Here is a 23,462-nt window from a genome sequence, read left to right on the forward strand (position 1 = left end):
CCTACTCTGAGGACCGATGAAAACGCGAACCATTGGCCAGACCAAGCTGGTCGTTCCCGACCTCGACCCACGCGACCTCGACGCCGTGGCGGAGCCACCAACCGGCGACGTACTGGAAGTGACAGCCTCGGGCGCCGACTGGTCGAGGCTGCGATTGGAGAACAGTCGGATCCGGGCCAGCACCTTCAGCGACGTCAACCTCGCCGAAGCCGAGTGGCACGGCGTGCGGCTGACCGGATGCCGGCTGGAACGAGTGGACTTCTCCAGTGCACGCCTCAGCGATGTCGTCATCGAGCGCTGCGAGTTCATCGACTGCCGGATGACGGGGCTTCACCTCAGCGACACATCGTGGACCAACGTGATCTTCGAACGATGTGCCCTCGACTACGCCGTCCTCGACGCCGTACGAACAACCGGCCCCGTCGCATGGAGCGATTGCAATCTCACTGAGGCCACCTTCATGAGCTCTCGGCTCAACACGGCCACCGTCATCAACAGCAACCTCCGCCGGCTCCACCTCGAAGACTGCGACCTGAGCGGCACTGATCTCCGCCACAACGAGATTCGTGAAGTGGTCGGACTCGCCAGCCTCCGCGGAACGCGCCTCAGCATCGACCAACTGCCGTCGCTGGCCGACCTCACAGCACGCGAACTAGGCATCGACCTCGCCCAGTAGCAGCCTGGGGCCAACAACCTCACCCTGCGTCGGCCAGGCTGAGCCAACCCCAGTTACAGCCACAGGGTGGTCTGTTCCGTGGGACGAGTGCGGTCTAGACCAGCTGGTGGCCACTAATCTCGGGCCGCCTGCCTCGCCTGCACCTGGTCGAGGCACCCTCCCAAGGTAGGTGTCATGTCTCAAGGTCGTCATGCTGCGCCCAAACGCGCGGCAGCCAGTGTGTCCGGCTCGCATCGCGCCGGTAGATCCGCCGGACCGGCAGGTCCAGCGGGTGCCCGCCGTGCGGGTGGAGCCCGGGTCGCGCAGCGTCCCTCCGGTCCACCCAAGATCGCGGGCCTCGCGCCGCTGGCACTGCTAGCGGTCACCGGCTCGCTGGGGGCCGTCGGCGCGTTCTCTGACCAGGGGCCGTCCGCCGCGGCCGGGCCCGGCGACGCGACGTACGCGCCCACCTCGTCGCCGTTCGAGCGGCGCAGCAGTACGACGGATGCACCGCCGAGCCGCAGCGGCGATCGGGTCCAGGCACCCAGTGACGACGCAACCGACTCGCTCGGCGACCTTCCGAGCAGCGGCGACCCGTCGGACCCCCTGGGCCTGCCGTCCGACTCGCCCAGCTCGGACCCGACCACGGACCCGGCGCCGGATGACAGCGAGACGCCGATCCACGACGGCATCCCCAGCGACGACCCCACGCTCAGCCCGTCGCCCACCGACTCGCCGTCCAGCCCCACGACCAGCCCCACGACCAGCCCGACGACCAGCCCGACCGCGACGCCAACCGACCAGCCGCTCAGCTGGGCAGAGGCGCGGGCACAGTGCCTGGCGCAGGGCATCAGCGCACTCGACGTACTCCGGCTGACCTCCTGCATCACCGAGCTGTTGGGTGACTGAACCGCAGGTCGATCGTGGCGGTCGTTGCGACCTGGCGCCCCGCCCCTAGGGTTGGGGCATGTCTGGTTCCACCACCGCCGCTCCCCCGCCCGACTGGTTCAAGACCGCGGTCTTCTACGAGGCTCTGGTCCGGTCGTTCCAGGACTCCAACGGCGACGGCACCGGTGACTTCAAGGGCCTGACCGAGAAGCTCGACTACCTGCAGTGGTTGGGCGTGGACTGCCTCTGGGTACCGCCGTTCTTCACCTCGCCGCTGCGCGACGGCGGGTACGACGTCGCCGACTACACCGGCGTACACCCCGCAGTCGGCACGATCGACGACTTCCACGCCTTCCTCGACGCCGCACACGAGCGCGGGATCCGGGTGATCATCGACTTCGTCGCCAACCACACGAGCGACCAGCACCCGTGGTTCCAGTCCTCCCGGAGCGACCCGGACGGGCCGTACGGCGACTTCTACGTCTGGTCCGACACCGACGAGCGCTACCAGGACGCACGGATCATCTTCGTCGACACCGAGCCGTCCAACTGGACCTGGGACCCGGTCCGCCAGCAGTACTTCTGGCACCGCTTCTTCAATCACCAGCCCGACCTCAACTACGAGAACCCCAAGGTCCACGAGGCGATCCTGGAGGCACTCAGCTTCTGGCTGGACATGGGCATCGACGGGTTCCGGCTGGATGCGGTCCCCTACCTCTACGTCCGCGAAGGCACCAACGGCGAGAACCTCCCCGAGACCCATGAGTTCCTCAAGAAGGTCCGGTCGTTCGTCGACGACAACTACCCCGGCCGAGTGCTGCTGTGCGAGGCCAACCAGTGGCCCACCGACGTCGTGGACTACTTCGGCGGCACCCACGACGACGAGGGCAACTGGGTCGGCGACGAGTGCCACATGGCGTTCCACTTCCCCGTGATGCCACGCATCTTCATGGCGGTACGGCGCGAGTCGAGGTTCCCGATCTCTGAGGTGCTCGAGCAGACCCCGGCCATCCCCGACGGCTGCCAGTGGGGCATCTTCCTGCGCAACCACGACGAGCTGACCCTGGAGATGGTCACCGACGAGGACCGCGACTACATGTGGGGCGAGTACGCCAAGGACCCCCGGATGAAGGCCAACATCGGCATCCGCCGCCGGCTGGCGCCGCTGCTCGACAACGACGTCAACCAGATGGAGCTGTTCACCGCGCTCCTGCTCTCGCTGCCGGGCTCGCCGGTCCTGTACTACGGCGACGAGATCGGGATGGGCGACAACATCTGGCTCGGTGACCGCGACGGCGTACGCACGCCGATGCAGTGGACGCCGGACCGCAACGCCGGCTTCTCCGCGGCCACGCCCGGCAAGCTGCACCTGCCGGTGATCCAGGACCCGGTGTTCGGCTACCAGGCCGTCAACGTCGAGGCGCAGCTGGAGAACGCCTCCTCGCTGCTGCACTGGACCCGGCGGATGATCCACGCCCGGCGCCGGCACCCGGCGTTCGGGCTCGGCACCTTCACCGACCTCGGCGGCTCCAACCCGAGCGTCTTGTCCTACATCCGCGAGTACACCGCGCCGGACGGGTCGGGCGACGTGATCCTGTGCGTGAACAACCTGTCCCGGTTCCCACAGCCGGTCGAGCTCGACCTCAGGCGGTGGGAGGGAAGATCGCCCGTGGAGCTGCTCGGCGGCGTACCGTTCCCCCCAATCGGTGAACTCCCGTATCTGCTGACCCTCGCTGGGTACAGCTTCTACTGGTTCAGACTTACGACCACACCGGAGGCGCTGGAGGCACCGTGACCACCTCGAAGATCAGCCCCGATCAGCTGCTCGGTTCCTTCCTGGGCGGTGCGAGGTGGTTCCAGGGCAAGGGACGACCGTTCCACATCGCGTCCGTACGCCGGGTCGCCGAGGTGCCACACCAGGTGTCGACCGGCCCGCGTGTCGCGATCGAGATCGTCACCGTCCAGTACGCCGACGGTGTCAACGGAGGCGCCGAGACGGAGCGCTACCAGGTCCCCCTCGCCTACTACGCCGAGCCCCAGCACCGGCTGGAGCACGCGCTGGTGGGCCAGTGGGACGACGCCGACTTCGGGCCGTCGTACGTCTATGACGCGGTGCACGACCGGGAGGCGATGGCCTGCTGGCTGCGCTCGTTCGCGGCCGCCTCGTCCGGCGAGGTCGATGCCAGTTCGCAGCTGGCCTTCCACCGGGTGCCGGGCCACGAGCTCGACCTCGAGGTGCACTCCACGCTGCTCAGCGCCGAGCAGTCGAACTCGTCGGTGGCGTACGGCGAGGACGCGCTGATGAAGGTGTTCCGCAAGGTCACGCCCGGCGTCAACCCGGACATCGCGATCCATCAGGTACTGACCGAGGCCGGCTCCGACCACGTCGCGGCCCTCTACGGCTGGCTGGACACCGTCGACGAGGAATCCGATTCGGTGGTCCAGCTGGCGCTGCTGCAGCAGTTCCTGCGTACCGCCAGCGACGGCTGGGAGCTGGCGCTCGCCAGCGTCCGCAACCTGCTCGCCGAGGCCGACCTGCATGCCGATGAGGTCGGCGGCGACTTCGCCGCCGAGGCCGCCCGGCTCGGCGAGGCTCTCGCCGAGACCCATGTGGTGCTGGCCGAGCAGTTCCCGGTCGACACCTCCGATCTCGCCGAGCTGACCGCAGCGATGAACGAGCGGCTGGACGACGCAACCACCATCGTCCCCGAGCTCGGGGCGTACTCGACGACGCTGCGGGCGGCATACGACGCGGTGGCCGCGCTCGACGCCGTACCCATCCAGCGCATCCACGGCGACCTGCACCTCGGCCAGACGCTGCGCACGGTCAAGGGCTGGAAGCTGGTCGACTTCGAGGGCGAGCCCGCCAAGCCGCTCGCAGAGCGGATGCTGCCGGACTCGATCTGGCGCGACGTCGCCGGCATGCTCCGCTCGTTCGACTACGCCGCTCACGTCGTCGAGCGCACCGTCGGCCAGAGCGACATCGAGGGCGACGAGCAGCGCGCCTACCGGGCCCGCGAGTGGTCGGCCCGCAACCGCGACGCCTTCGTCGCGGCGTACGCCGGCCGCCCGCTCACCGCCGACGAACAGGTGCTCCTCGACGCGTACGTCGCCGACAAGGCCGTCTACGAGTGCATCTACGAAACCCGCAATCGCCCCACCTGGGTCGACATCCCCCTCGCCGCCATCAAGCAGCTCGGCGGCTGAGCCGACAGGCCGCGTGCGATGTCCGTGCTGGTGGTGGGGTCGATCAACGCGGACCGGGTGCTTCGGGTCGGGCACCTGCCCGCGGCGGGTGAGACCGTACTCGCGTCCGGGCTGGCGAGGTTCCCCGGCGGCAAGGGCGCCAACCAGGCGGTCGCGGCGGCGCGGCTGGGTGCCGAGGTGCGGTTCATCGGCTGCGTCGGGGATGACGAGGACGGCCGAGCGATGGTCGCCAACCTGGCCGAAGCAGGAGTGGCCACTAACGCCGTCCGGGTGACGCGGTCGCCGACGGGGACGGCGCATATCACCGTCGACGACTACGGCCAGAATGCCATCGTGGTGAGTTCTGGGGCGAACGCACAGCTCTCTCCCGCGGACGTGGACCGGCACCGGACTCTCGTGGCTGGCGCAACCGTCGTGGTTACGCAGCTGGAGGTTCCGTTGGAGACGGTCGCCAAGCTCGTCGAGCTCTCCGACCGCGTCCTCCTGAATGCCGCGCCGGCGCGAGCAGTGCCCGCGGAAGTGCTGGCCCGGGTCGACATCCTGGTAGCGAACGAGGTCGAGGCGGCGGCGCTGACGCCGGACCGGAGCCCCGCGGTTCTGCTCGATCTCGGCCCGCGTGCCGTGGTGGTGACGCTGGGCGCACGTGGGGCGCAGTGGTGGACCCGAGCCGGCTCCGGGGAGGTCGCTGCTCCGGTGGTGAGGCCGGTGGACACGACTGGCGCCGGAGATGCGTTCGTGGGGGCGCTCGCGGCGGCCATCGCCGCCGGCCGGACTCTCGACGCTGCCGTCGCACTAGCGGTGGACGTCGCCGGCCAGGCGACGACCGTCGCCGGGGCGCAGCTGCCGACAGGGCTGGTCGACCCGGCCGTCTTGCTCGCGTAATCAGCGACCGGCGCGGGCCAGCGCGACGGTACGACGCGCCAGATCGGCGATCGAGGCGTTGTCGAACCCGAAGAGCGCAGAGCGGACCGTGTCCTTCAGGGGGTCCACGAACCGCCCGGGGATCGCCGTACCTCCCACCATCACCCCGATCACAGAGCCGGCGGTCGCGCCGTTGGAGTCGGTGTCCCAGCCGGCCTGAACGGTGGAGCCGAGCGTCGCGGCGACGTCTCCCTCGCCCCACAGCAGGCCAGCGGTGACGACGGCGGCGTTGGGGATGGTGTGCACCCAGAGGTAGTGGCCGTACTCGGCGGCGATATGCACGACGGCATCGTCCCATGTCGCGCCGCCCGCATGGAGTCCCATCACCGAGTCGACCGCCTCGGCCAGCCGCGACTTCGGCGGCACCTGGGCCAGGGCCAGGGTCAGCGCGTCGTACGGCGAGTCGGCCACGAACGCCGCGGCGACGAGGGCGGCCGCCCACATCTCGCCGTACCTGCCGTTCCCGACATGGGAGAGCCGGGCGTCGGCGTACGCCGCGACGGCGGCGCCGCGTGGGTCACCCGGGTGTGTCCAGCCGAAGACGTCGCCGCGGATCTGGGCGCCGATCCACTCACGGTAGGGATTGCGATACCTGGCCACTCGGTCGAGCGGGACCCCGTCGACGAGATTGCGGTAGGCCACCCGCTCGGCGGTGTAGGTCTGCCGGAACGGCAGCAGCTCCAGCCACGCATCCGCGACGTCGCGGGTCGTCAGGGCCGTGCCGTGCTTCTCGAGTAGATGCAGGCCGAGGATCGCGTAGTCGATGTCGTCATCTCGGAACGCGCCGTCGACGTTGCCGCGTGTGGTCCAGGGCCAGGTCCAGTGCAGGTGGTGCTCGGAGCCGGGGATGACCGGAATGTAGTCACGGAGCGGGTAGGCGCCCGCCCGCTCGAGGTACTCCCGCAGACGAGCCGTCGTCCACACGTCACCGACCTCGACTGGCTTGCCGAGGATGCACCCGGCCACCCGGCCGAGCCAGCCACCGAGGATCCTGTCGTCGAGGTCGGCCGCGGGCAGCGGCCGTGCTGGCGGAGCAGGCGGCAGGGACCGGACGATCGCCTCCAGCCCGTCCGGCTCGTCGTACCTCCATCCTGGCAACCGCGGCCGGGCCGCGAGGCCGTCGAGAAACGCCAGCAATGCCGCCCGGTCTTCGGGATCGATCCGCTCAAGCGTCTGCTCCGCGCCCGCGACGTCGTAGCCCGACTCCCGTCGCTGCCGGATCTCGCAGGACGCCAGGTCGTAGACGTTGACGGCGTCGTACTCCACACGGACATGGTGCCATCTGGAAGCCGCCAGTCGGGGTTGCGGATCTCGTCAGACCGCGTGACTACTGGCCGAACTCGGCTCCCCGGATGACGATGATCTCGGTGTCGTCGGGCCGGTTGCGGGCGGTCCAGCGGCCGTTGCTGCCGGGGTAGTTGTTGTCGTTGGCCACGACCAGGTCACCGTTGCGCAGGATCTCGACGCTCTCGACCGACTGCAGCGGGAACGAGAAGGTCTCGCCGACGCCGAACTCACCGTCGCGGGCGGGCAGCGAGATGCGCGTAGGGTCGGCGATGTCGAGCAGGTCGACGACCAGCCGCTTCTCCAGGTAGCCCTCGCCGTCGACCTTGCGCAGGTCGATCAGGTAGAGCTTCTTCTGCAGCGCATCGGCACCCTGGGCGTCGTCGCGCTCGATCAGCAGGAAGCGGTGCCGGTCGATCGCGGTGAGGTCGCCGATGACGGCGTTCGGGAACGCCTCGTCGGTGCGGTAGTTCCACTCGCGGTCGGTGTAGGCGCGCCGCTTGATGTCGAACTCATGCAGGACCCGGCGGCGCGGATCGGCATCGCCGCGGAGCGCGCCCTCGTTGATCGGGTAGAGCCGCTTGCCGTCGGCGCTGAGCGCCATTCCCTCGAAGCCGCGGCTCGCCGGGATCGTCCAGGCGTCCGGGGTGGGTAGGTAGGGGTTCTGCGGCGACTGCGTGCCCGGCGTCGGGACCGGCGCCTCCAGAACCCGGCCGGTGCGGTCGGTGTGCAGCAGGAACGGCCCGAACTCCTCGCCGAACCAGAAGGTGCCGTCGGCCGCCCGGCGTACCGACTCCAGGTCGAAGTCGCCGCCGGTCAGCACACGGTCCTCGCGGGTCAGGGGGAACGGGATCTTGTGGTTGGGGTCGCGCAGCTGCAGGAAGCGGAGTACGTCGATCGTGCCGGCACCGCCGCGGGCGGTCTTGAACTCCGGCCGGATCAGGTAGAGCCGGAGCAGGAAGTCGGGCGAGTTCGCCTTGGCGCCGTACCCGTTGTCCGGCATCCCCCAGAACAGGCCGTGGCCGGCGTCCAGCAGGCCCGAGAAGCCGGGGATCGGCTGACCCGGGAACGGCGGCGTCACCCCGTTGGCCGGCGTCACCAGCGACCCGGACGGCGGGCCCGGTTGGTACGCGTCCGACGGCAGGATCGCGCGGGCGACCAGCGTCGGCTCCTTCGGGCGCTGCTGCTCGGGGTTGCCATCGTCGGGGCGGGTGCATGCGGCGGGAGCGGCGGCAGCGGCCGCAAGCGCTGCGGTCACAGCGCCAGTGGCGACGGTACGACGGACGACGAGGCTCATGCACTTATGCCAGCGGTCGACGGTGTCCGGCCCGTGACGTCAGGCTGTCCGGCCGGCGAACTCATAGGCTTGATGGCTGTCTTGCGCTGGGGGCTCAACTACAGAATAGCGTGGTTACCGTCCGCGGTGGTAGCGGTACTTGGTTCGGTTGCTTTTCGACTCACGGTTCGCTCGGGTCAACTGTCTGTGGTTACGGTCACTAACCTTTGACTATCGTTCGAACGTATGTACAATTGAGGCATCCTAATTAGTCGGTACGCCATGGGGGAGGTGCCGGAAGAATGCTCGTCAATTCACCACATCCGGTGCTTTCCTGTGCCGCCGCTATTGAAGCGGCATTGAAGGATGTTGACGGCGTAGAGCCATCCTTCATGCGGACCAGTGAGAAGGCCGACGCCCTGCTCGCCCTCGCCCGGCTGGAGACCCAGCTGGCCGCGTTGCGGCTGCGAGTGATGGCCGCCGCTGAGGACGTCGCCGCCGACGCCGGTGCCCGCGACGTGGCCGCGTGGCTGACCCACCAGACCCACGACAGCCCGCAAGCATGTCGGGCGGAGCAGCACCTGGCGGCCGACCTCGAGACCCGGTGGACCCGACTCGCCGCCGGCGTCGCAGCTGGTGCGGTAAACCTGGCCCAGGCCCGGGTGATCGCCCGCGCGCTGGACGAGCTGCCCGGCGATCTGGACCCGGCACTGCTGGTGCAGGCCGAGGAACACCTGGTCGAAGCCGCTAAGGAGTACCGGCCCGACCAGCTGCGGGTGCTCGGACGGCGGATCCTGGACGTGATCGCGCCTGAGGTCGGCGAGGCCGAAGAGGCCAAGCAGCTGCAGCGCGAGGAAGAACGAGCCTGGGAGACCGCGAGTCTGACGCTGACCAGGCGTGGAGACGGCACTACCCGCCTGTCCGGGGTCCTGCCCGACGCGACCGCGGTCAGGCTGGCGACCTACCTGGACGCGTTCACCTCACCACGCCAACACACCACCGCCATGCCGCAGCACCGGGCCCGCGGGCAGGCGTTCTGCGCGCTGCTGGAACACCTCGATCCGGCCAAGCTCCCGGCGCATGGCGGTGACGCGACCACCGTGATGGTCGTCATCGACCACGAATCGCTCACCAAGGACCTCGCCACTGCCGGATTGGTTGGTACAGACGACAAGATCACCGCGTGCGAAGCCCGGCGGCTGGCCTGCACCGCCCAGATCGTGCCGGTGGTTCTGGGTGGGAAGTCCGAGATCCTCGACCTCGGCCGCACCCGCCGACTCTTCTCAAGGGCACAGCACAAAGCCATGCGACTACGCGACAAGCGGTGCCGCGCCGACGGCTGCACGATCCCATCAACCTGGACTGAAGCCCACCATTGGAAACCATGGTCGAAAGGCGGAGAGACCAACCTCGCCGACGGCGTACTGCTTTGCAGCCATCACCATCACCGAGCCCACGACCCGCGATATTCGGTAGAGCGAATACCCAACGGCGATATCCGATTCCACCGCAGAAACTAATGGACCGCAACCACAGAACGTTGACCACAGCGGCGCGCAAGAATTGGCGCCGACCTTGAGCAGTACCGCAACCGACCGCGGACAGTGACCACGTAATCCGGTAGTCACCTCAAGCCAGGAAGCCCCGAGCTCAGGGCTCGCGAGATCGCACCCGCGCGGCGAGATCCTCGGGCATGCCCGGACCAGGGCGGACGTAGATCTCGCGGGCGTCGTCGATGTCGCCGCACTGGGCGCAGGTGAGCCGTGAGGCGATCGGGCCGCGACAGACGGTGTGGGTGTAGCTGACCGGCGGGCCGTCGGGCGCGACCCAGCGGTCGCCCCAGGCGGTCAGCGCGACGATCACGGCGGCAAGCTCGCGGCCCTTCTCGGTGAGCACGTACTCGAGCAGCTCGGCGTTGTCGGAGTACGGGCGGCGCTCCATGATCCCGGCCTCGACGAACCCGTCGAGTCGGCTGGCCAGGATGTTGGTGGCGATGCCGAGCCGGCTGAAGTCGTTGAAGCGGGTCGAGCCGGCGAACAGCGCGTCGCGCACGATCAGCAGGCTCCAGCGCTCGCCGACCAGCTCGAGCGCCCGTGCCGCCGAGCACACCTGCGCGTCGTACGTCTTGCCGAGCATGCGCCCATCGTAACTCCGTACCGCTTGCATCACGAAAGCGCCGGTACTAGAGTCGGACACAACATGCAACCGACTGGTTGCCTAATGGGAAGACTCCGAGAGAGGGAAGAGAAATGGTGGACATCTTGCACAGGGTCGGGGTCAAGGCGGAGCCCAAGGACGTGTACGCCGCCATCGCCACCCGGGACGGCCTCGCCGCGTGGTGGACCGAGGACACGAAGGGCGAGAGCACAGTCGGCGGCAAGCTGGAGTTCCGGTTCCCGCCGGGTGGCTTCGACATGGAAGTGCTCGAGCTGGAGGCGGACAAGCGGGTGCTCTGGAAGGTCGTGGACGGCCCCGAGGAGTGGATCGGCACCAAGGTGATCTGGGACCTCAACCAGATCGAGGGCGGCTTCACGATCGTGATGTTCAAGCACGAGGGATGGCGAGAGCCGGTGGAGTTCATGCACCACTGCAGCACCAAGTGGGCGACCTACCTGATGAGCATGAAGGCCCTCGTCGAGACCGGCACCGGCGCGCCCTCGCCGCACGACCTACGGATCAGCGAGTTCGACTGAGGCAGCGCCAGGGCGGCGCTTCGCGTAGCATCGGAGTCACCTCGCCTCGACCACGAGGCCTGTCGATGGCTCACGGTGCGCCGCGAAGCGCCGCCTTCATGACACTCTCCCGTCAGATCCACCCCGAAGGACTCCACCCCGCGACCTGGTGAGCGCGCCCAGGATCCGCAGCCCGCGCGAGCTCAAGCAGCAGCGCCGGCGCCGCCACCACCGCTGCTGGGACCATCTGGTCGCCGCTCCGCTCTGGCCCAAGTACGGCGTCAACCTTGGCACCCTGATCCGCACGTGCGACGCCGTCGGCGCCTGCATCGCGGTCCCCCGGCTGCCCTGGATCCAGGAAGCACTCGCCGAGGGCAACACCCTGCCCAAGCCGGCCTGCGTGCATTGGACAGGTCGGGACGTTGAGTCCTGGCTGGCCGCGCAGCGAGCGACCTCGACGATCGTCGGCGTGGAGCTCACCGACGAGTCCACCAGGCTCGGCGACCTACCGGCCGCCCGGCGGCGGACGGTGATGGTGCTAGGCCACGAGCGGACCGGGATTCCGCCCGAGGCCCTCGAACTGGTCGACACCGCCGTCGAGATCCCGATGGTGGGCTACGGCTCGAGCCTCAACGTCGCCGTCGCGGGCTCGCTGGTGCTCTACCGGCTCGCCGGGCTGCTCTGAGCCAGGTCAGCCGTGGTCGGCGCACCACTGGTCGCGGGCCGCCGACGACGGCGACGCGAACGCCACCCGGATCAGCCGCGCCTGGGTGGCGGCGTACTCCTCGATCGCGCGCTTGGCGAGCAGCCGGTCGATCGGCGTCCGGGCCAGCACCAGGTTCTCGGCGTTGCGCCAGACCATCTCGCGCCAGCCGCGCATGATCGTGCCGGCCGCGGCGGCGTCGACACCAAGAACGCTGAAGTCGTCGAACGCCGGGTCGAAGCGGGCCGCCTCCTCGGCGAAGACCGGGTCCATCAGCGCGTCGAGTCGCGGGTTGTAGGCGTTGTGATCGGGCTTGTGGCTCGCGCCCGAAGCGCCGCTCAGCCCGACCTCGGCGAGGACGTAGGAGAAGTCGCGGTTGACGTGGGCGTTCATCGCGAGCAGGAAGTTGCCCATACCGGTCATCGACCGGTCGTCGGCCGCTTGGAGCGCGATCCGCCACGCCGTCGGCACCGACGCCGTGTCGCCGCGATGCCAGGCGTCCATCGCGTCGAAGTAGAGATCCGCGAAGACCGCGTCCACCTGACCGAGCCAGACCTCGTCGTCGAACCAGCCCGCGTTGACCGCCGTCCGCACATCCTCAGTCACCCGCAGGTAGGCCAGCCCGAAGATCGCGTCGTGGTCGCAGGCGGCCGCGTCGCGATCGAGCCGCCGCTGCATCTCGACAATGGTGGCGTCGATGCACGACGGCGCGCCGTCCGGACAGATCGAGCCGGTGTAGGGCGTGTGCGGCACCGGCCGCGGCGGCAGGATCTCGATCACCGGATCCAGCCAGCCCGCCTGGAGCGGATCGTCGGCGACTGCCGGCGATCCCAGGGGCAGGGCGACGAGAAGCGCCGTGACGGCGCCGACCAGTGGGCTCCGCATCCTCATAGCCAAGACAACGTGCGCGGCCCGCTCCCAGTCACGGCAGGCGCGCCACTACTGTGGACGAAGGGGGACGAAACGAGGAGGTTCACGGCTTGCCCAAGCCAGTCCAGGCGGAACCCGCTCCCGTCGACCCGGCCGAGTTCGACCTGCTCGTGCGCGGTGAGCATGGCCATCCACACTCCATCCTCGGACCTCATCCCCACGACGGCGGCGTCACCGTCCGGGCCTATAAGCCGCTCGCGAAGACGGTCGCTGTGTTCCACAGCGGGATCCGGACCGAGCTTGCCCACGAGCACGACGGCGTCTGGGTCGGCGTACTCCCGGCCAAGCAGGTGCCGGACTACCGGCTGCAGGTCACCTACAACGGCACCGCCCACACCGTCGACGACCCGTACCGCTTCCTGCCCACCCTCGGCGAGACCGACCTGCATCTGGTCAATGAGGGCCGCCACGAGGAGCTGTGGAAGGTGCTCGGGGCCCACGTACGCCGCTACGACGGCGTGACCGGAACCTCGTTCGCGGTCTGGGCGCCGCACGCGAAGGGCGTGCGGATCAAGGGCGACTTCAACAACTGGGACGGCCGCGAGCACCCGATGCGCCAGCTCGGCGTGAGCGGGGTGTGGGAGCTTTTCGTGCCGGACGCCCCGGTCGGCAGCCGCTACAAGTTCCTGGTCCTGGGCGCCGACGACACCTGGCGGGAGAAGGCCGACCCTCTCGCGTTCCACACCGAGGTGCCGCCGCTGACCTCGAGCGTGGTCTTCGACTCGGCGTACACCTGGAACGACGACGAGTGGATGAGCGAGCGCGCGGCCCAGCAGCCGGTCGAGCGACCGATGTCGATCTACGAGCTGCACCCCGGCTCCTGGCGCAAGGCCTCCAACGGCAACGGCGGCGCGGTCCTCAACTACGACCAGCTCGCCGACCAGCTGATCCCCTACGTCACCGACCTCGGCTTCACCCACGTCGAGCTGCTGCCGGTCATGGAGCATCCGTACGGCGGCAGCTGGGGCTACCAGGTGACGTCGTACTACGCACCTACCGCGCGCTTCGGCGACCCGGACGGCTTCCGGCGGCTGGTCGACCGGCTGCACCAGGCCGGGATCGGCGTGATCGTCGACTGGGTGCCGGCGCACTTCCCCAAGGACGACTTCGCGCTCGCCCGCTTCGACGGGACCCCGCTCTACGAGCACCCCGACCCGAGCCTCGGCGAGCACCCCGACTGGGGCACCTACGTGTTCGCGTTCGGCCGGCCGGAGGTGCGCAACTTCCTGGTCGCCAACGCGCTCTACTGGCTGGAGGAGTTCCACGTCGACGGGCTGCGCGTGGACGCCGTGGCCAGCATGCTCTACCTCGACTACTCCCGGGAGCCCGGTGAGTGGACCCCCAACGTCCACGGCGGCAGGGAGAACCTCGAGGCCGTGCACTTCCTGCAGGAGCTCAACGGCACCATCTACAAGCGGGTCCCCGGCGCGATGACGATCGCGGAGGAGTCGACGTCGTGGGAGGGCGTCACCCGCTCGACCAGCGAGGGCGGGCTCGGCTTCGGCTTCAAGTGGAACATGGGCTGGATGCACGACTCGCTCGGCTACCTGCAGAACGACCCGGTGCACCGCAGCTACCACCACGACCGGATGACGTTCTCGATCGTCTACGCCTACACCGAGAACTACGTGCTCCCGATCAGCCACGACGAGGTCGTGCACGGCAAGGGCTCGCTGCTGCGCAAGATGCCGGGCGACCGCTGGCGCAAGCTGGCCAACCTGCGCGCGTTCCTGGCCTTCATGTGGGCGCACCCCGGCAAGCAGCTACTGTTCATGGGCAGCGAGCTCGGCCAGGACGCCGAGTGGGCCGAGGCGCGCGAGCTGGACTGGTGGCTGCTCGACCACCCCGAGCACCGCGGCGTACACGCGCTGGTGCGCGACCTCAACTACGCGTACGTCGACACCCCCGCGCTCTGGGCCCGCGACAACGATCCGGCCGGCTTCGCCTGGATCGACGCCGACGACGCGGACCGCAACGTGTTCGCCTTCGTCCGTCGAGCGCCCGGCGCCCCCGACCTGGTCTGCGTCGCCAACTTCGCCGCGCTCCCCCACGAGGGCTACCGGCTCGGCTTGCCCGCAGCCGGCAGCTGGCAGGAGCTGGTCAACACCGATGCCGAGTCCTACACCGGCAGCGGCGTCGGCAACCTCGGCACAATCGACGCCACAGCGCACGACGGGAAGGGCGTCAACCACGCCGGCCTGCCGGCGTACGCCGACATCGTGATCCCGCCGCTCGGCACCATCTGGTTCCGCAAGGCCTGACGGCAGGGCCGCCAGATAGGGTTTCGGGCGTGAGCGACCAGCGGCCGACCGTGACCACCCGCGACGAGGGCGTGGCCCTCATCACCTGGTCGGCGACGCTGCAGGACCAAGGCTGGCTGGTCGCGCTGGAGGCGGTCAGCCAGGAGGTCGAGAAGGCGCTGGCCGACCACGTCCGGGTGGAGGCGCTGGTGCCGGTCGGCGACGAGACCGGACAGCGGATCGCGACCTGGAGCGGGCTCCGCCGCGAGGGCGTGCTGCGCGGCGTACCAGGCCCGGGCGGCGACGCCGACCAGATCCTGTTCGCGCGGCTGGCCGGCGACGTACCGCACTCCCAGCCCGACGGCTTTCGGGCGCTGCTCAACTCGTTCCTGCCCCGCAAGCGAGCGATCTCGCAGATGCTGGTGCGCGGCCCGGAGGACCGGGTGCTGCTGTGCCGGCTGACCTACAAGGACGACTGGGACCTGCCGGGCGGCGTGGTCGAGGTCGGCGAGTCGCCACAGGTCGCCGTCTCCCGCGAGGTCAGCGAGGAGCTCGGGCTGACCATCCCGGCCGGGCCGCTGCTACTGACCGACTGGCTGCCGCCGTGGGGCGGCTGGGACGACGCAATCTGCCTGGTCTTCGACGGCGGCCGGCACGACGGCGACCTGCTGGACGACATGGTTCGCCAGGAGCGCGAGATCCGGGCCGCCGAGTTCTGTACGCCGGAGCAGGTCGAGGAGCGCTGCGCCGACTTCACCGCACGCCGGGTGCGGGCCGCGCTGGCCAGCCTCGGCGGCAACGGCCCGACGTATACCCAGTCCGGGGAGTAGTTCACCCGCGCAGCCCTGGTGATCCCCCGGACGGGTGACGCAGCACCGGCCCGGTCGCGACGAGCATCGGGCCATGGTGAGCAATGAGCGCAGGGGCCTTCTTGGTACGACGGCACTCGCAGGTGTCCTGACGACCGTCCAGGCGGTGCGAGGGATCGAGACCGTAGAAGGTCTGTGGACGCCGTCGTGGTGGCTGGCGGCAGCCGGCTGCCTGCTCGGCGTGGGCGTGGGGCTCGTCCCTCGGCCGACTTCCACTGAGCGGCACCGCTGGCTCATGTCAGCGGGCCTCGTGGCGGCCGCGCTGATGTTGGCTCCGGCGTTGATGCGAGCGCCGTGGACGCTGCTGATGGCGATCATCTGGCTCGGCGGCAAGATCACCGGCGGTCCCGCACACTTCGACCTGGAGCCCGACTGGTTCGGCACCGGCGTGCTGATCGTGGCGCTGCTCGCCGGCGGCGGCATGGTCGGCCAGGTGCGGGCGGACCGCCGTTTCGGGCGGCAACGGTGCCGCAGCTGCGGCCGCTCCGGGCCCGCGCCCGCGCCGCTCCGGCGCCGGCTGCTGCGGGTCGCGGCGGCGTTCGCGATCCTCGCGCCGCTGCCGTACGCCGTACTCAAGACCGCTTGGGGTCTGGGCTCGGACGCCGGGCTGCGGGACCCACACATCTTCGACGACGTCTCGTTCTGGTCACCCGGGTTCGGCGACACCTCGATCCTGTCGGCGGTGGCCATCGCCGCGGCCATCGCGATGGCGGTGCCGGTCCGGCATCGCTTCGCCCGGCTGGCCCTAGGTTTCGTCGGAAGCGTCGGATCGGTGATGCTGGTCCCGGTCGGCGCGATGGCCGTGGTCGGATTCACCCGGGTCGCGCTCGGCCTCGACAGCCTCTACGACCCGGGCCTGCACGCGTGGGTGTTCGTGCTGGTCTACGTCAGCTTCATCGTCTGGGGAGCCGGGCTGTCGGTGCTGACTGCGACCTACCTCGCCGGGACCCGGCCACCCTGCGCCGCCCACGTCTCACCCGCACGGGGGATGTCCAGGCCGCGGGCACCCGTCATCCTTGGCCCATGACCGGTCGCTGGATCCTGCGCAGGACGGTGTTCCTGCTGATCGGCGGCGCGATCCTGGTCGCCAACGCCACTCTGGTCCTCGGCGTGGTGTCGGTGGCCGTCCCGGACGGCGCACCCGGCCAGCCGCTGCTGATGGTGCTGACGCTGCTGGCGGTCGGGCTGGTTGGCCTCCTGCCCGGCCTGCGCGAGCTCCAGGTCGCGGCGGCGCAGACGCTGCTCGGCGCCGACGGGGTCGTCGTACCGACCCCGATGCGCTGGGAGCACCGGTGGCGCACCGTGCTCTGGTGCGTGCTGCACCAGGCAGTGGGCTTCCTGCTCGGGCTGGGCCTGGTGCTGGTGGCGATCGGGGTCACCGCGACCCTCATGCTCGCCACCGGGTCCCGGCCGCAGCTCGACCCGGGTCCGCCGCAGCCGGGCTCACCCGTCGAGTGGTTCCTGCTTGTGCTGGTCCCGTTCGGCCTCCTGGTCGCGGTGGCCATCGGCGCGTGGTTCGCGGGAGTCGCCGCCCGCTGGGCCGCTCCACTGCTGCTCGGCCCGCTCGGCACCGACCGGCTCGCGGTCGCGGAGGCGCGGCTCCGGCAGGAGCTGGAGTACCGCCGACTCTCCCGCGACCTGCACGACGGCGTCGGCCACGCCCTGAGCGCGATCTCGCTCCAGGCCGAGGCTGGCCGCCGCCAGCTGGCGCGCGACCCGGACCGTGCCGACGAGTCGATGGCGGCGATCGCCGCCCTCGCGTCGGCCGCGGTCGACGAGCTCGACCACGCGCTCGGCGTGCTGCGTGACGGTCTCGCGCCACGCTCACCGGGGCCAGGGCTACCCGAGTTGCCGGATCTGGTGGCTGCTCACCGCTCGCTGGGCATGTCGCTGGACGCCAGCACCGGCGAGGTCGGAGAGGTGCCCGCGCTCGTCTCGCACATGGCGTACCGAGTCTGTGCCGAGGGCCTGACCAACGCGGCCAAGCACGGCGTGGCCGGTCCGGTCGTGCTCACCGTCGACCGTTCGCTCGGCGGGCTCCGGCTGGAGGTGCGCAACCCGATCGACCGGCGCCGGTCCCCGGACCGCGCCGGGCGTGGGCTGGACGGGCTGCGGGAGCAGGTCGCGATCCTAGACGGCGAGCTGGTCGCCCAGTCGATCGACACCGAGTGGGTGCTCCAGGCCCGGCTGCCGCTGGGCGTGGCTGGGAGCACGCCGTGACCGACCGGGTGCGGGTTCTGCTCGCCGACGACGAGCCGCTGGTGCGGCACGGCCTGCGCGGGATCCTCGACGCCGAGGCGGACATCGAGGTGGTCGGCGAGGCCGCCGACGGTGCGACTGCGGTCTCCCAGACGCGGGCGCTGCGACCCGACCTGGTCTGCATGGACATCCAGATGCCGGGCGTCGACGGGCTGCGCGCCACCTCCCTGGTGCTCGGCCTGCCGACGCCGCCGAAGGTGCTGGTGCTGACCACGTTCGGGTCCGACGAGAACGTCTTCGCGGCGCTGGCCGCCGGCGCGGCGGCGTTCCTGCTCAAGCGGGCCTCGGGCGACGAGATCGCCGCCGCGGTGCGGGCGGTGGCGGCGGGCGACTCACTGCTGTTCCCGGAGACGGTCCGGTCGCTGGCGGCGGCCCACGTGCGGGCGCCGACGTCGTACGCCGGTCCGGAGCTGACCGCCCGCGAGACCGAGGTGCTGGCGCTGGTTGCCCAGGGGCTGTCGAACGCCGAGATCGCCGCGAGCCTGGTGGTCGGGGTGGAGACGGTGCGCACCCACGTCGCCCGGTTGCTGGCCAAGCTCGGAGCCAGGGACCGGACCCAGGCGGTGGTCATCGCCTACCAGACCGGGCTGGTGCCCCTTACCCCCTGAGAGGACCCTCGAGCACGGGCCCGCTTCGCGCGGCCGCCCGAGACCGGCCGGCATGCACCGAACTGTGTGAAAACTCCGATTTTCGCTTGGATACGATAGGCATCGGAGCACACCCATGACAAGAGCTATCCATTGGTAGTGCCACACAAGGGAGTGAGATGGCCGAGGGGAACGAGCGCCGCTACTCGGGCCGATCGGTCCAGGAGTGGAAGGACGCCCGCCGCGAGCGGCTGCTCGACGCCGGCCTCGCGCTGTTCGGCTCGGAGGGGTACCAAGGGACCTCGATCGAGCGGCTCTGCTCGACGGCGAAGGTGTCGACCCGGCACTTCTACCAAGAGTTTCCCAACAAGGAAGCCGTGCTGCTCGCCGTACACGAGCAAGGGGTGCAGCTCGGCCTCGGCAAGGCGCTGGAGGCGCTGACAACCGCCGAGGAGTCGATCGACGTGCGGCTGGTCGACGCGCTGCGGGCCTACCTGCACACGATCATCACCGACCCGCGCCGCGGCCGGATCGCGTTCGTCGAGGTGGTCGGTGTCAGCCCGGCCGCCGAGCTCCGCCGCCGGGAGTTCCGGGAGGCAATCGTCGCGGTGATCGAGGAGGAGGGGAATGCCGCGGTCGCGCGCGGCGAGATGCCTCCGCAGGACTTCCGGCATCTCGCCATCGCGCTGGTCGGCGCGGTCAACGGGGTGATCTACGACTGGATGTTCGAGGACCCGCGGCCGCCCGCGGAGGAGCTCGAGGCCGCGCTCTCCACGCTCGCACTGCGGATCTTCGGCCTAGCCTGAGCCTGCGGGCGCAGTGCCACCAGTACGCCGGCCAGCAGCATCGCGCCACCCGCGGTCTCGGCCAGGTTCGGCCGCTGGTCGAGCAGCCACCAGGCAGATGCCATGGCCACGACCGGCGCCAGCAGGATCCACGGCACCACCGCGGAGGACGGGTAGCGGGCCAGCAGTGAGTTGAAGATGCCGTAGCCCACCAGCGAGGCCAGCACCGCGGTGTAGAGCGTGGAGATCGCCGAGTCCCAGCCGAACCCGGCCAGCGCCGAGCCGACCGCAGCCGGGCCGTCGAGCAGCAGCGAGAGCGCGAACAGCGGCAGCGGTACGACGAGCGCCGACCACACGGTCAGCGAGAGTCCACCCGCGATGCCGGCGGACCGGGACAGCACGTTGCCGACACCCCACGACAGGGCCGCCGACAGGCACAGCACCAGCGCCAGGACGGTGACGTGACCGCCGCGACCGGCCGCGACCACCGCGAGGCCCGCCGAGCCGAGCAGCACGCCGGCGATCTGCGGCGCGGTGGGCACCTCCTTCAGCCAGCCCGCGGCGATCGCGATGGTGAAGATGACCTGCGCCTGAAGGACCAGGGCGGCCAGCCCCGGCGGCATGCCGACGTGCATGGAGACGTAGAGCAGGCCGAACTGGCCGAGCGACATGAACGCGCCGATGGCGAGGATGGTCCGCCACGGTGCGTCCGGGCGCCGTACCAGGAACACGGCGGGGAAGATCACGGCCGTGAACCGGATGGCGAGGAACAGCAGCGGCGGTACGCCGTCCATCCCCCAGTCGATGACGACGAAGTTGAAGCCCCAGATGGTGGCGACGAGCGCAGCGAGCAGTGAGTGGCGGACGGTCACGTCATCCAGTGTCGGCGGCGCGATCATGAAGGACCAGCGAATTAATCTGCACCAATCCATGTAGCATCGCTACATGCTCGATCTCACCTCACTGATCTCGCTGCGCGCCGTCGACACTCATGGCTCGGTGGTTCGGGCGGCCGACGCGCTCGGGTTCACCCCGAGTGCGGTCTCCCAGCAGGTGAAGCGGCTGGAGCGGCAGGCCGGCGTACCCCTGCTGGAGCGGGTCGGCCGTGGCGTGATGCTCACTGAGCAGGGCCGCCGGCTGGTCGACAGCGGCGTTCGACTGCTGGCCGACATGGAGCAGATCGAGGCGCTGCTGCACCGCGACGCCGGCCGGGTCACCGGCCACCTTCGGATGGCGTCGTTCTCCACCGCGATGCGCGGGCTGGTCGCACCGGCGGTCCGCGACCTGCTGGCGAGGCACCCGGACCTCGCGCTGTCGCTGTCCGAGCGGGAGCCCTGGGACACCATCGACCTGGTGGCCTCAGGCCAGGTCGACCTCGGCCTCGTACACAGCTGGGGCGACGTCGCGCTCTCCATCCCCGAGCACCTCGCCTCGGCGGTGATCGCGCACGACGTCGCGGACGTGATCGTGCCGGCCGGCCACCGGTTGGCCGGCCGCGGCCGGGTGACGCCGAAGGACCTGGTCGACGAGGGCTGGATCGCGACGTTCGAAGGCACGATCTGCCGGCAGTGGCTCTCGCGGATGTACGACGGCACCGGCCGGCTGCCCCTCATTGCCCATCAGTCGATGGAGTTCGACTCGCACCTCGCGCTGGTGCGGGCCGGCCTCGGCATCGCGCTGATCCCGCGCCTGGGCCGGGCCGCGCTGCCGGACGGTCCGGACGGCGTGGTCGCACTCACGATCTACGATCCGGTGCCGACCCGCGAGATCACGGTGCTGCACCGGCGCAGCATGGCCGACTCCCCCGCCGTCCGCGCGGTCGTCGACGCGCTCAGCTCGGCGGCCTAGCGGTTGTCGGCGTGAGTGCTTCGAGCGCCAGGCCGCTGGGCTGAGCTACCCGGGTGGGAGGTCGCGGCCAGCCGGGCGCGCCGCGACGGACGAACGCATCGGGCGCTGCGGCGGCGCGTCGCCCGGATACGTCGGCGGTGGTCCCGCGCCGCGGCGGGCGCCGCGGCCAAGCCGCTTGACGCCGCCCGATGTGTTCGTCCGCCCCGTCGCTCAGGTAGGGGGCACCTCGCGCTCACCTACCCCTGACCTCCCCAGACCCCCGAAGGACCAACCGAGATATGTCGGTGAGCGCTGGCAGTTCCGGGTGGGCCTGGATAGCGCTGGCGTTCCTCGTCGGGCTTAAGTGCTGTGACGGCGACGGACCATGGCTCCGACTAGCTCAGAAGAGCGCGGAGGCGAGGTTCTGGCGGGCTTTGAGGACGCGCGGGTCGTCGTTGCCGACGGCGCCGAAGAGCGCGATCAGGTGCTCGCGGGCAGCGTTGCGCTCGTCGCCGGTCGTGCGCCGTACCAGCTCGACCAGGCGGTGGAAGGCGTCCTCCACATGGCCACCGAGCAGGTCCAGGTCGGCCACCATGATCTGTGCGTTGACATCGTCGGGCCGCTCGGCAGCGGCGGCGCGGGCGGCGTTGAGGTCCACGCCCTGGGTCCGCTGCAGCAGCTTGGCCATCGCCAGCCCGGCCGCGGCCTCGGCGTCGGCCGGGTTCGCGTCGATCAGCTTCTGGTACTCCGCGACCGCGCCGTCGATGTCACCCTCGCCGAGCGCGTCCTGGGCCGCGGCGTACCGAGGGTCGGCGGCGGGCTCGCCGTCCTCGCCGTTCTCGTCCTGAGGCGCGCCCGAGCGGGGCTGGTGCCGGCCGGCGACGCCCTGGGCGGTCACCTGCTGCATGAGCTGGGTCAGCGTCGCCCGCAGCTCCTCGATCGGCAGCACGTCCTGGAGCAGCGGCATCGGCCGGCCGTCGAGCAGCAGCACCACCAGCGGGATCGACGGGATCTGCATCGCCTGCGCGATGGTGGGCGCGGCGTCGATGTCGACCAGCGCAGCCAGGAAGCGGCCGTCGAACTCAGCCGACAGGGTCTCGATGTCGGCGGCGAGCTGGGCACTCTCCGGCATCCGCGACGGGGAGTAGAACACCAGCAGCACCGACGCGGTCCGCGACGACTCGAGCACGGCCTGGAAGTTCTGCTCGTCGACCTTGACGGCGTACGCAGAACCGCCTGCCGACGGGCCGCCCGCGCCCGGCGTACCCGTCGCCGTGCCGGCCGCTCCGGCCGCTCCGGCAGCTCCGGCAGCACCGGCGGCTGCCCCAGCCACTCCAGCCGGGCCGCCGGCCGGCGGCGCGGGGCGCTTGAGTGCGGACAGGTCGATGGCACCTGGTCGGGAGAACGGTTGCTGCGTCATGGGGGCCATCTTTCCTGATCGGGCCCAGCGGGAGCACGGCGGCCGCCCTGCCGTGTTCACAGATTGAACGACCTTCTCGATTCGTGAGACGCGACTCGTGTAGACAGTCGAGACTGGTGGCCATTCCTGGGGTTGCGCAGGTGAGACATATTTTTCGGGACCGATACATTCCATGACAGAATGCCCCGCGTCTGGCGTGGAGGGGAGAGCAAATGGGTGAGCCGACGTACGACTTCTCCGGACGTCGTGTCGTCGTCACTGGGGGGACCCGCGGATTGGGTCTGACCGTGGCACATACCTTTGCCGATGCCGGCGCGCACGTAACCATCACCGGCACCCAGTACCTCACCTCTTTCTACGACGCCGATCTCTCCCGCTTCTCCTACTTCCAGCTCCGGCTCAACGACCGCGACGCCATCATCGAGACCGCAGAGCGGATCAAGGCCGTCGACATCCTGGTCAACGCCGCGGGCGTCCGGCTGCCGGCATCGGAGGCCCACGACCGCGAGTTCATCGCGCACGCCGCGCGCCTAGGACTGATCGGCCCGTTCTCGCTCGCCACCCGGCTGCGCTACCGCCTCGGTGAGAGCCGGGTCCGTGGTGGCGGCTCGGTGATCAACACCCCGATCGTGCGCCAGTGGTTCGACCTGACCCACGGCTCGACCGCCTCCAGCGGCGAGTACGCCGCCCTCACCCAGCGGATCGGCACCACCTGGGGCCGGCACGGCGTCCGCGTCAACTCGCTGAGCTCCGGCGTACAGGTGCCGCGGCAGACCCAGCTCCGAGTGCAGATCGACCGCAGCTCCGGCCCGCTGCTCACCCGCTCGCGGCTGCAGGGCGCCGGCACCCTCGAAGAGGTCGCCTCGGTCGTGATGTACCTGGCCAGCAGCGGCGCCGCCTCGCTCACCGGTCAGACGCTGGAGCTCACCACCTGAACAG

Annotated in this window: 22 protein-coding genes; 16 read left to right on the forward strand and 6 right to left on the reverse strand. The window is 70.2% G+C overall.

All coding sequences use genetic code 11. The features are described from left to right. The first annotated feature begins 16 nt into the window (after window positions 1-16). The 5 genes from DDV73_RS12455 (at window position 17) to DDV73_RS12475 (ending at window position 5,632) form a co-directional block, all read left to right on the forward strand. Window positions 17-676 carry a pentapeptide repeat-containing protein gene (locus DDV73_RS12455; RefSeq protein WP_109507576.1) on the forward strand — a complete coding sequence of 220 codons (660 nt, stop codon included), beginning with the start codon at window positions 17-19 and terminating at the stop codon, window positions 674-676. 174 nt (window positions 677-850) lie between these two features. Then, on the forward strand, window positions 851-1,564 hold the full coding sequence (locus DDV73_RS12460) for a hypothetical protein (RefSeq protein WP_154402749.1): 714 nt from the start codon (window positions 851-853) through the stop codon (window positions 1,562-1,564). A gap of 58 nt (window positions 1,565-1,622) precedes the next feature. Beyond that, window positions 1,623-3,338, forward strand: coding sequence for a maltose alpha-D-glucosyltransferase (gene treS, locus DDV73_RS12465; RefSeq protein WP_109507578.1), 1,716 nt, complete (start codon window positions 1,623-1,625; stop codon window positions 3,336-3,338). After that, the gene (locus tag DDV73_RS12470) at window positions 3,335-4,750 is read left to right on the forward strand and encodes a maltokinase N-terminal cap-like domain-containing protein (RefSeq protein ID WP_109507579.1); all 1,416 of its coding nucleotides are present in this window, start codon (window positions 3,335-3,337) and stop codon (window positions 4,748-4,750) included. The genes treS and DDV73_RS12470 overlap by 4 nt, the downstream gene beginning before the upstream one ends. Before the next feature lie 18 nt (window positions 4,751-4,768). After that, window positions 4,769-5,632 carry a ribokinase gene (locus DDV73_RS12475; RefSeq protein ID WP_109507580.1) on the forward strand — a complete coding sequence of 288 codons (864 nt, stop codon included), beginning with the start codon at window positions 4,769-4,771 and terminating at the stop codon, window positions 5,630-5,632. Here the strand turns inward: DDV73_RS12475 and DDV73_RS12480 are convergent, their stop codons facing one another. Beyond that, entirely contained in the window at window positions 5,633-6,937 is a 1,305-nt protein-coding gene (locus DDV73_RS12480; protein ID WP_206050840.1) for an ADP-ribosylglycohydrolase family protein, read from the reverse strand. A 61-nt stretch (window positions 6,938-6,998) separates the two neighbouring features. After that, window positions 6,999-8,252, reverse strand: coding sequence for an esterase-like activity of phytase family protein (locus DDV73_RS12485; protein ID WP_109507581.1), 1,254 nt, complete (start codon window positions 8,250-8,252; stop codon window positions 6,999-7,001). Window positions 8,253-8,623: 371 nt separating this feature from the next. On the opposite strand from DDV73_RS12485, the gene DDV73_RS12490 reads away from it, so the two are divergent. Then, on the forward strand, window positions 8,624-9,751 hold the full coding sequence (locus tag DDV73_RS12490) for an HNH endonuclease signature motif containing protein (protein ID WP_240617263.1): 1,128 nt from the start codon (window positions 8,624-8,626) through the stop codon (window positions 9,749-9,751). A 130-nt stretch (window positions 9,752-9,881) separates the two neighbouring features. On the opposite strand, the gene DDV73_RS12495 is transcribed toward DDV73_RS12490, so the two are convergent. Beyond that, a complete protein-coding gene (locus DDV73_RS12495; RefSeq protein WP_109507583.1) occupies window positions 9,882-10,367 on the reverse strand; it encodes a winged helix-turn-helix transcriptional regulator in 486 nt (161 codons plus the stop codon). A gap of 113 nt (window positions 10,368-10,480) precedes the next feature. Here DDV73_RS12495 and DDV73_RS12500 point away from each other — a divergent pair, with 113 nt between their 5' ends. After that, window positions 10,481-10,924 carry an SRPBCC family protein gene (locus tag DDV73_RS12500; protein WP_109507584.1) on the forward strand — a complete coding sequence of 148 codons (444 nt, stop codon included), beginning with the start codon at window positions 10,481-10,483 and terminating at the stop codon, window positions 10,922-10,924. Between the two features lie 148 nt (window positions 10,925-11,072). Then, a complete protein-coding gene (locus DDV73_RS12505; RefSeq protein ID WP_109507585.1) occupies window positions 11,073-11,588 on the forward strand; it encodes a TrmH family RNA methyltransferase in 516 nt (171 codons plus the stop codon). A 6-nt stretch (window positions 11,589-11,594) separates the two neighbouring features. Here DDV73_RS12505 and DDV73_RS12510 read toward each other — a convergent pair whose 3' ends face one another. Further along, on the reverse strand, window positions 11,595-12,491 hold the full coding sequence (locus DDV73_RS12510) for a DUF5995 family protein (protein ID WP_109507586.1): 897 nt from the start codon (window positions 12,489-12,491) through the stop codon (window positions 11,595-11,597). Between the two features lie 95 nt (window positions 12,492-12,586). On the opposite strand from DDV73_RS12510, the gene glgB reads away from it, so the two are divergent. The 6 genes from glgB (at window position 12,587) to DDV73_RS12540 (ending at window position 19,297) form a co-directional block, all read left to right on the forward strand. After that, complete coding sequence (gene glgB / locus DDV73_RS12515; RefSeq protein WP_206050841.1) at window positions 12,587-14,797, forward strand: 1,4-alpha-glucan branching protein GlgB; 2,211 nt, start codon at window positions 12,587-12,589, stop codon at window positions 14,795-14,797. Between the two features lie 29 nt (window positions 14,798-14,826). Beyond that, window positions 14,827-15,606, forward strand: coding sequence for an NUDIX domain-containing protein (locus DDV73_RS12520; protein WP_109507588.1), 780 nt, complete (start codon window positions 14,827-14,829; stop codon window positions 15,604-15,606). Between the two features lie 274 nt (window positions 15,607-15,880). After that, window positions 15,881-16,672, forward strand: a complete 792-nt coding sequence (locus tag DDV73_RS12525; RefSeq protein WP_109507589.1) for a hypothetical protein — start codon at window positions 15,881-15,883, stop codon at window positions 16,670-16,672. Then, window positions 16,669-17,865 (forward strand): sensor histidine kinase, encoded by a 1,197-nt coding sequence (locus DDV73_RS28725; protein ID WP_109507590.1) that lies wholly within the window; start codon window positions 16,669-16,671, stop codon window positions 17,863-17,865. The genes DDV73_RS12525 and DDV73_RS28725 overlap by 4 nt, the downstream gene beginning before the upstream one ends. After that, on the forward strand, window positions 17,862-18,512 hold the full coding sequence (locus DDV73_RS12535; protein ID WP_109507591.1) for a response regulator transcription factor: 651 nt from the start codon (window positions 17,862-17,864) through the stop codon (window positions 18,510-18,512). The genes DDV73_RS28725 and DDV73_RS12535 overlap by 4 nt, the downstream gene beginning before the upstream one ends. 158 nt (window positions 18,513-18,670) lie before the next feature. Further along, window positions 18,671-19,297 carry a TetR/AcrR family transcriptional regulator gene (locus DDV73_RS12540; protein ID WP_109507592.1) on the forward strand — a complete coding sequence of 209 codons (627 nt, stop codon included), beginning with the start codon at window positions 18,671-18,673 and terminating at the stop codon, window positions 19,295-19,297. On the opposite strand, the gene DDV73_RS12545 is transcribed toward DDV73_RS12540, so the two are convergent. After that, on the reverse strand, window positions 19,204-20,148 hold the full coding sequence (locus DDV73_RS12545; RefSeq protein ID WP_109507659.1) for an EamA family transporter: 945 nt from the start codon (window positions 20,146-20,148) through the stop codon (window positions 19,204-19,206). The two genes, DDV73_RS12540 and DDV73_RS12545, sit on opposite strands and share 94 nt — an antisense overlap. A 73-nt stretch (window positions 20,149-20,221) precedes the next feature. Here DDV73_RS12545 and DDV73_RS12550 point away from each other — a divergent pair, with 73 nt between their 5' ends. Further along, on the forward strand, window positions 20,222-21,124 hold the full coding sequence (locus tag DDV73_RS12550; RefSeq protein WP_109507593.1) for a LysR family transcriptional regulator: 903 nt from the start codon (window positions 20,222-20,224) through the stop codon (window positions 21,122-21,124). Between the two features lie 379 nt (window positions 21,125-21,503). Here DDV73_RS12550 and DDV73_RS12555 read toward each other — a convergent pair whose 3' ends face one another. Next, the gene (locus tag DDV73_RS12555) at window positions 21,504-22,523 is read right to left on the reverse strand and encodes a co-chaperone YbbN (RefSeq protein ID WP_109507594.1); all 1,020 of its coding nucleotides are present in this window, start codon (window positions 22,521-22,523) and stop codon (window positions 21,504-21,506) included. Between the two features lie 212 nt (window positions 22,524-22,735). Between DDV73_RS12555 and DDV73_RS12560 the strand changes: the two genes are divergently transcribed. After that, window positions 22,736-23,458: an SDR family NAD(P)-dependent oxidoreductase gene (locus tag DDV73_RS12560; protein WP_109507595.1), complete on the forward strand. Its 723-nt coding sequence runs from the start codon at window positions 22,736-22,738 to the stop codon at window positions 23,456-23,458. The last annotated feature ends 4 nt before the right edge of the window (window positions 23,459-23,462 follow it).

Origin of the sequence: Nocardioides speluncae (assembly GCF_003121585.1) — a bacterium.
Classification (GTDB): Bacteria; Actinomycetota; Actinomycetes; order Propionibacteriales; family Nocardioidaceae; genus Nocardioides; species Nocardioides speluncae.

Bases quoted from the DNA above. Each gene is read 5' to 3' on its own strand.
- DDV73_RS12455 (WP_109507576.1), top strand. From the start codon at position 17: ATGAAAACGCGAACCATTGGCCAGACCAAGCTGGTCGTTCCCGACCTC.
- DDV73_RS12460 (WP_154402749.1), top strand. From the start codon at position 851: ATGTCTCAAGGTCGTCATGCTGCGCCCAAACGCGCGGCAGCCAGTGTG.
- treS (WP_109507578.1), top strand. From the start codon at position 1,623: ATGTCTGGTTCCACCACCGCCGCTCCCCCGCCCGACTGGTTCAAGACC.
- DDV73_RS12475 (WP_109507580.1), top strand. From the start codon at position 4,769: ATGTCCGTGCTGGTGGTGGGGTCGATCAACGCGGACCGGGTGCTTCGG.
- DDV73_RS12485 (WP_109507581.1), bottom strand. From the start codon at position 8,252: ATGAGCCTCGTCGTCCGTCGTACCGTCGCCACTGGCGCTGTGACCGCA.
- DDV73_RS12490 (WP_240617263.1), top strand. From the start codon at position 8,624: ATGCGGACCAGTGAGAAGGCCGACGCCCTGCTCGCCCTCGCCCGGCTG.
- DDV73_RS12495 (WP_109507583.1), bottom strand. From the start codon at position 10,367: ATGCTCGGCAAGACGTACGACGCGCAGGTGTGCTCGGCGGCACGGGCG.
- DDV73_RS12500 (WP_109507584.1), top strand. From the start codon at position 10,481: ATGGTGGACATCTTGCACAGGGTCGGGGTCAAGGCGGAGCCCAAGGAC.
- DDV73_RS12510 (WP_109507586.1), bottom strand. From the start codon at position 12,491: ATGCGGAGCCCACTGGTCGGCGCCGTCACGGCGCTTCTCGTCGCCCTG.
- DDV73_RS12525 (WP_109507589.1), top strand. From the start codon at position 15,881: ATGTCAGCGGGCCTCGTGGCGGCCGCGCTGATGTTGGCTCCGGCGTTG.
- DDV73_RS28725 (WP_109507590.1), top strand. From the start codon at position 16,669: ATGACCGGTCGCTGGATCCTGCGCAGGACGGTGTTCCTGCTGATCGGC.
- DDV73_RS12540 (WP_109507592.1), top strand. From the start codon at position 18,671: ATGGCCGAGGGGAACGAGCGCCGCTACTCGGGCCGATCGGTCCAGGAG.
- DDV73_RS12550 (WP_109507593.1), top strand. From the start codon at position 20,222: ATGCTCGATCTCACCTCACTGATCTCGCTGCGCGCCGTCGACACTCAT.
- DDV73_RS12555 (WP_109507594.1), bottom strand. From the start codon at position 22,523: ATGACGCAGCAACCGTTCTCCCGACCAGGTGCCATCGACCTGTCCGCA.
- DDV73_RS12560 (WP_109507595.1), top strand. From the start codon at position 22,736: ATGGGTGAGCCGACGTACGACTTCTCCGGACGTCGTGTCGTCGTCACT.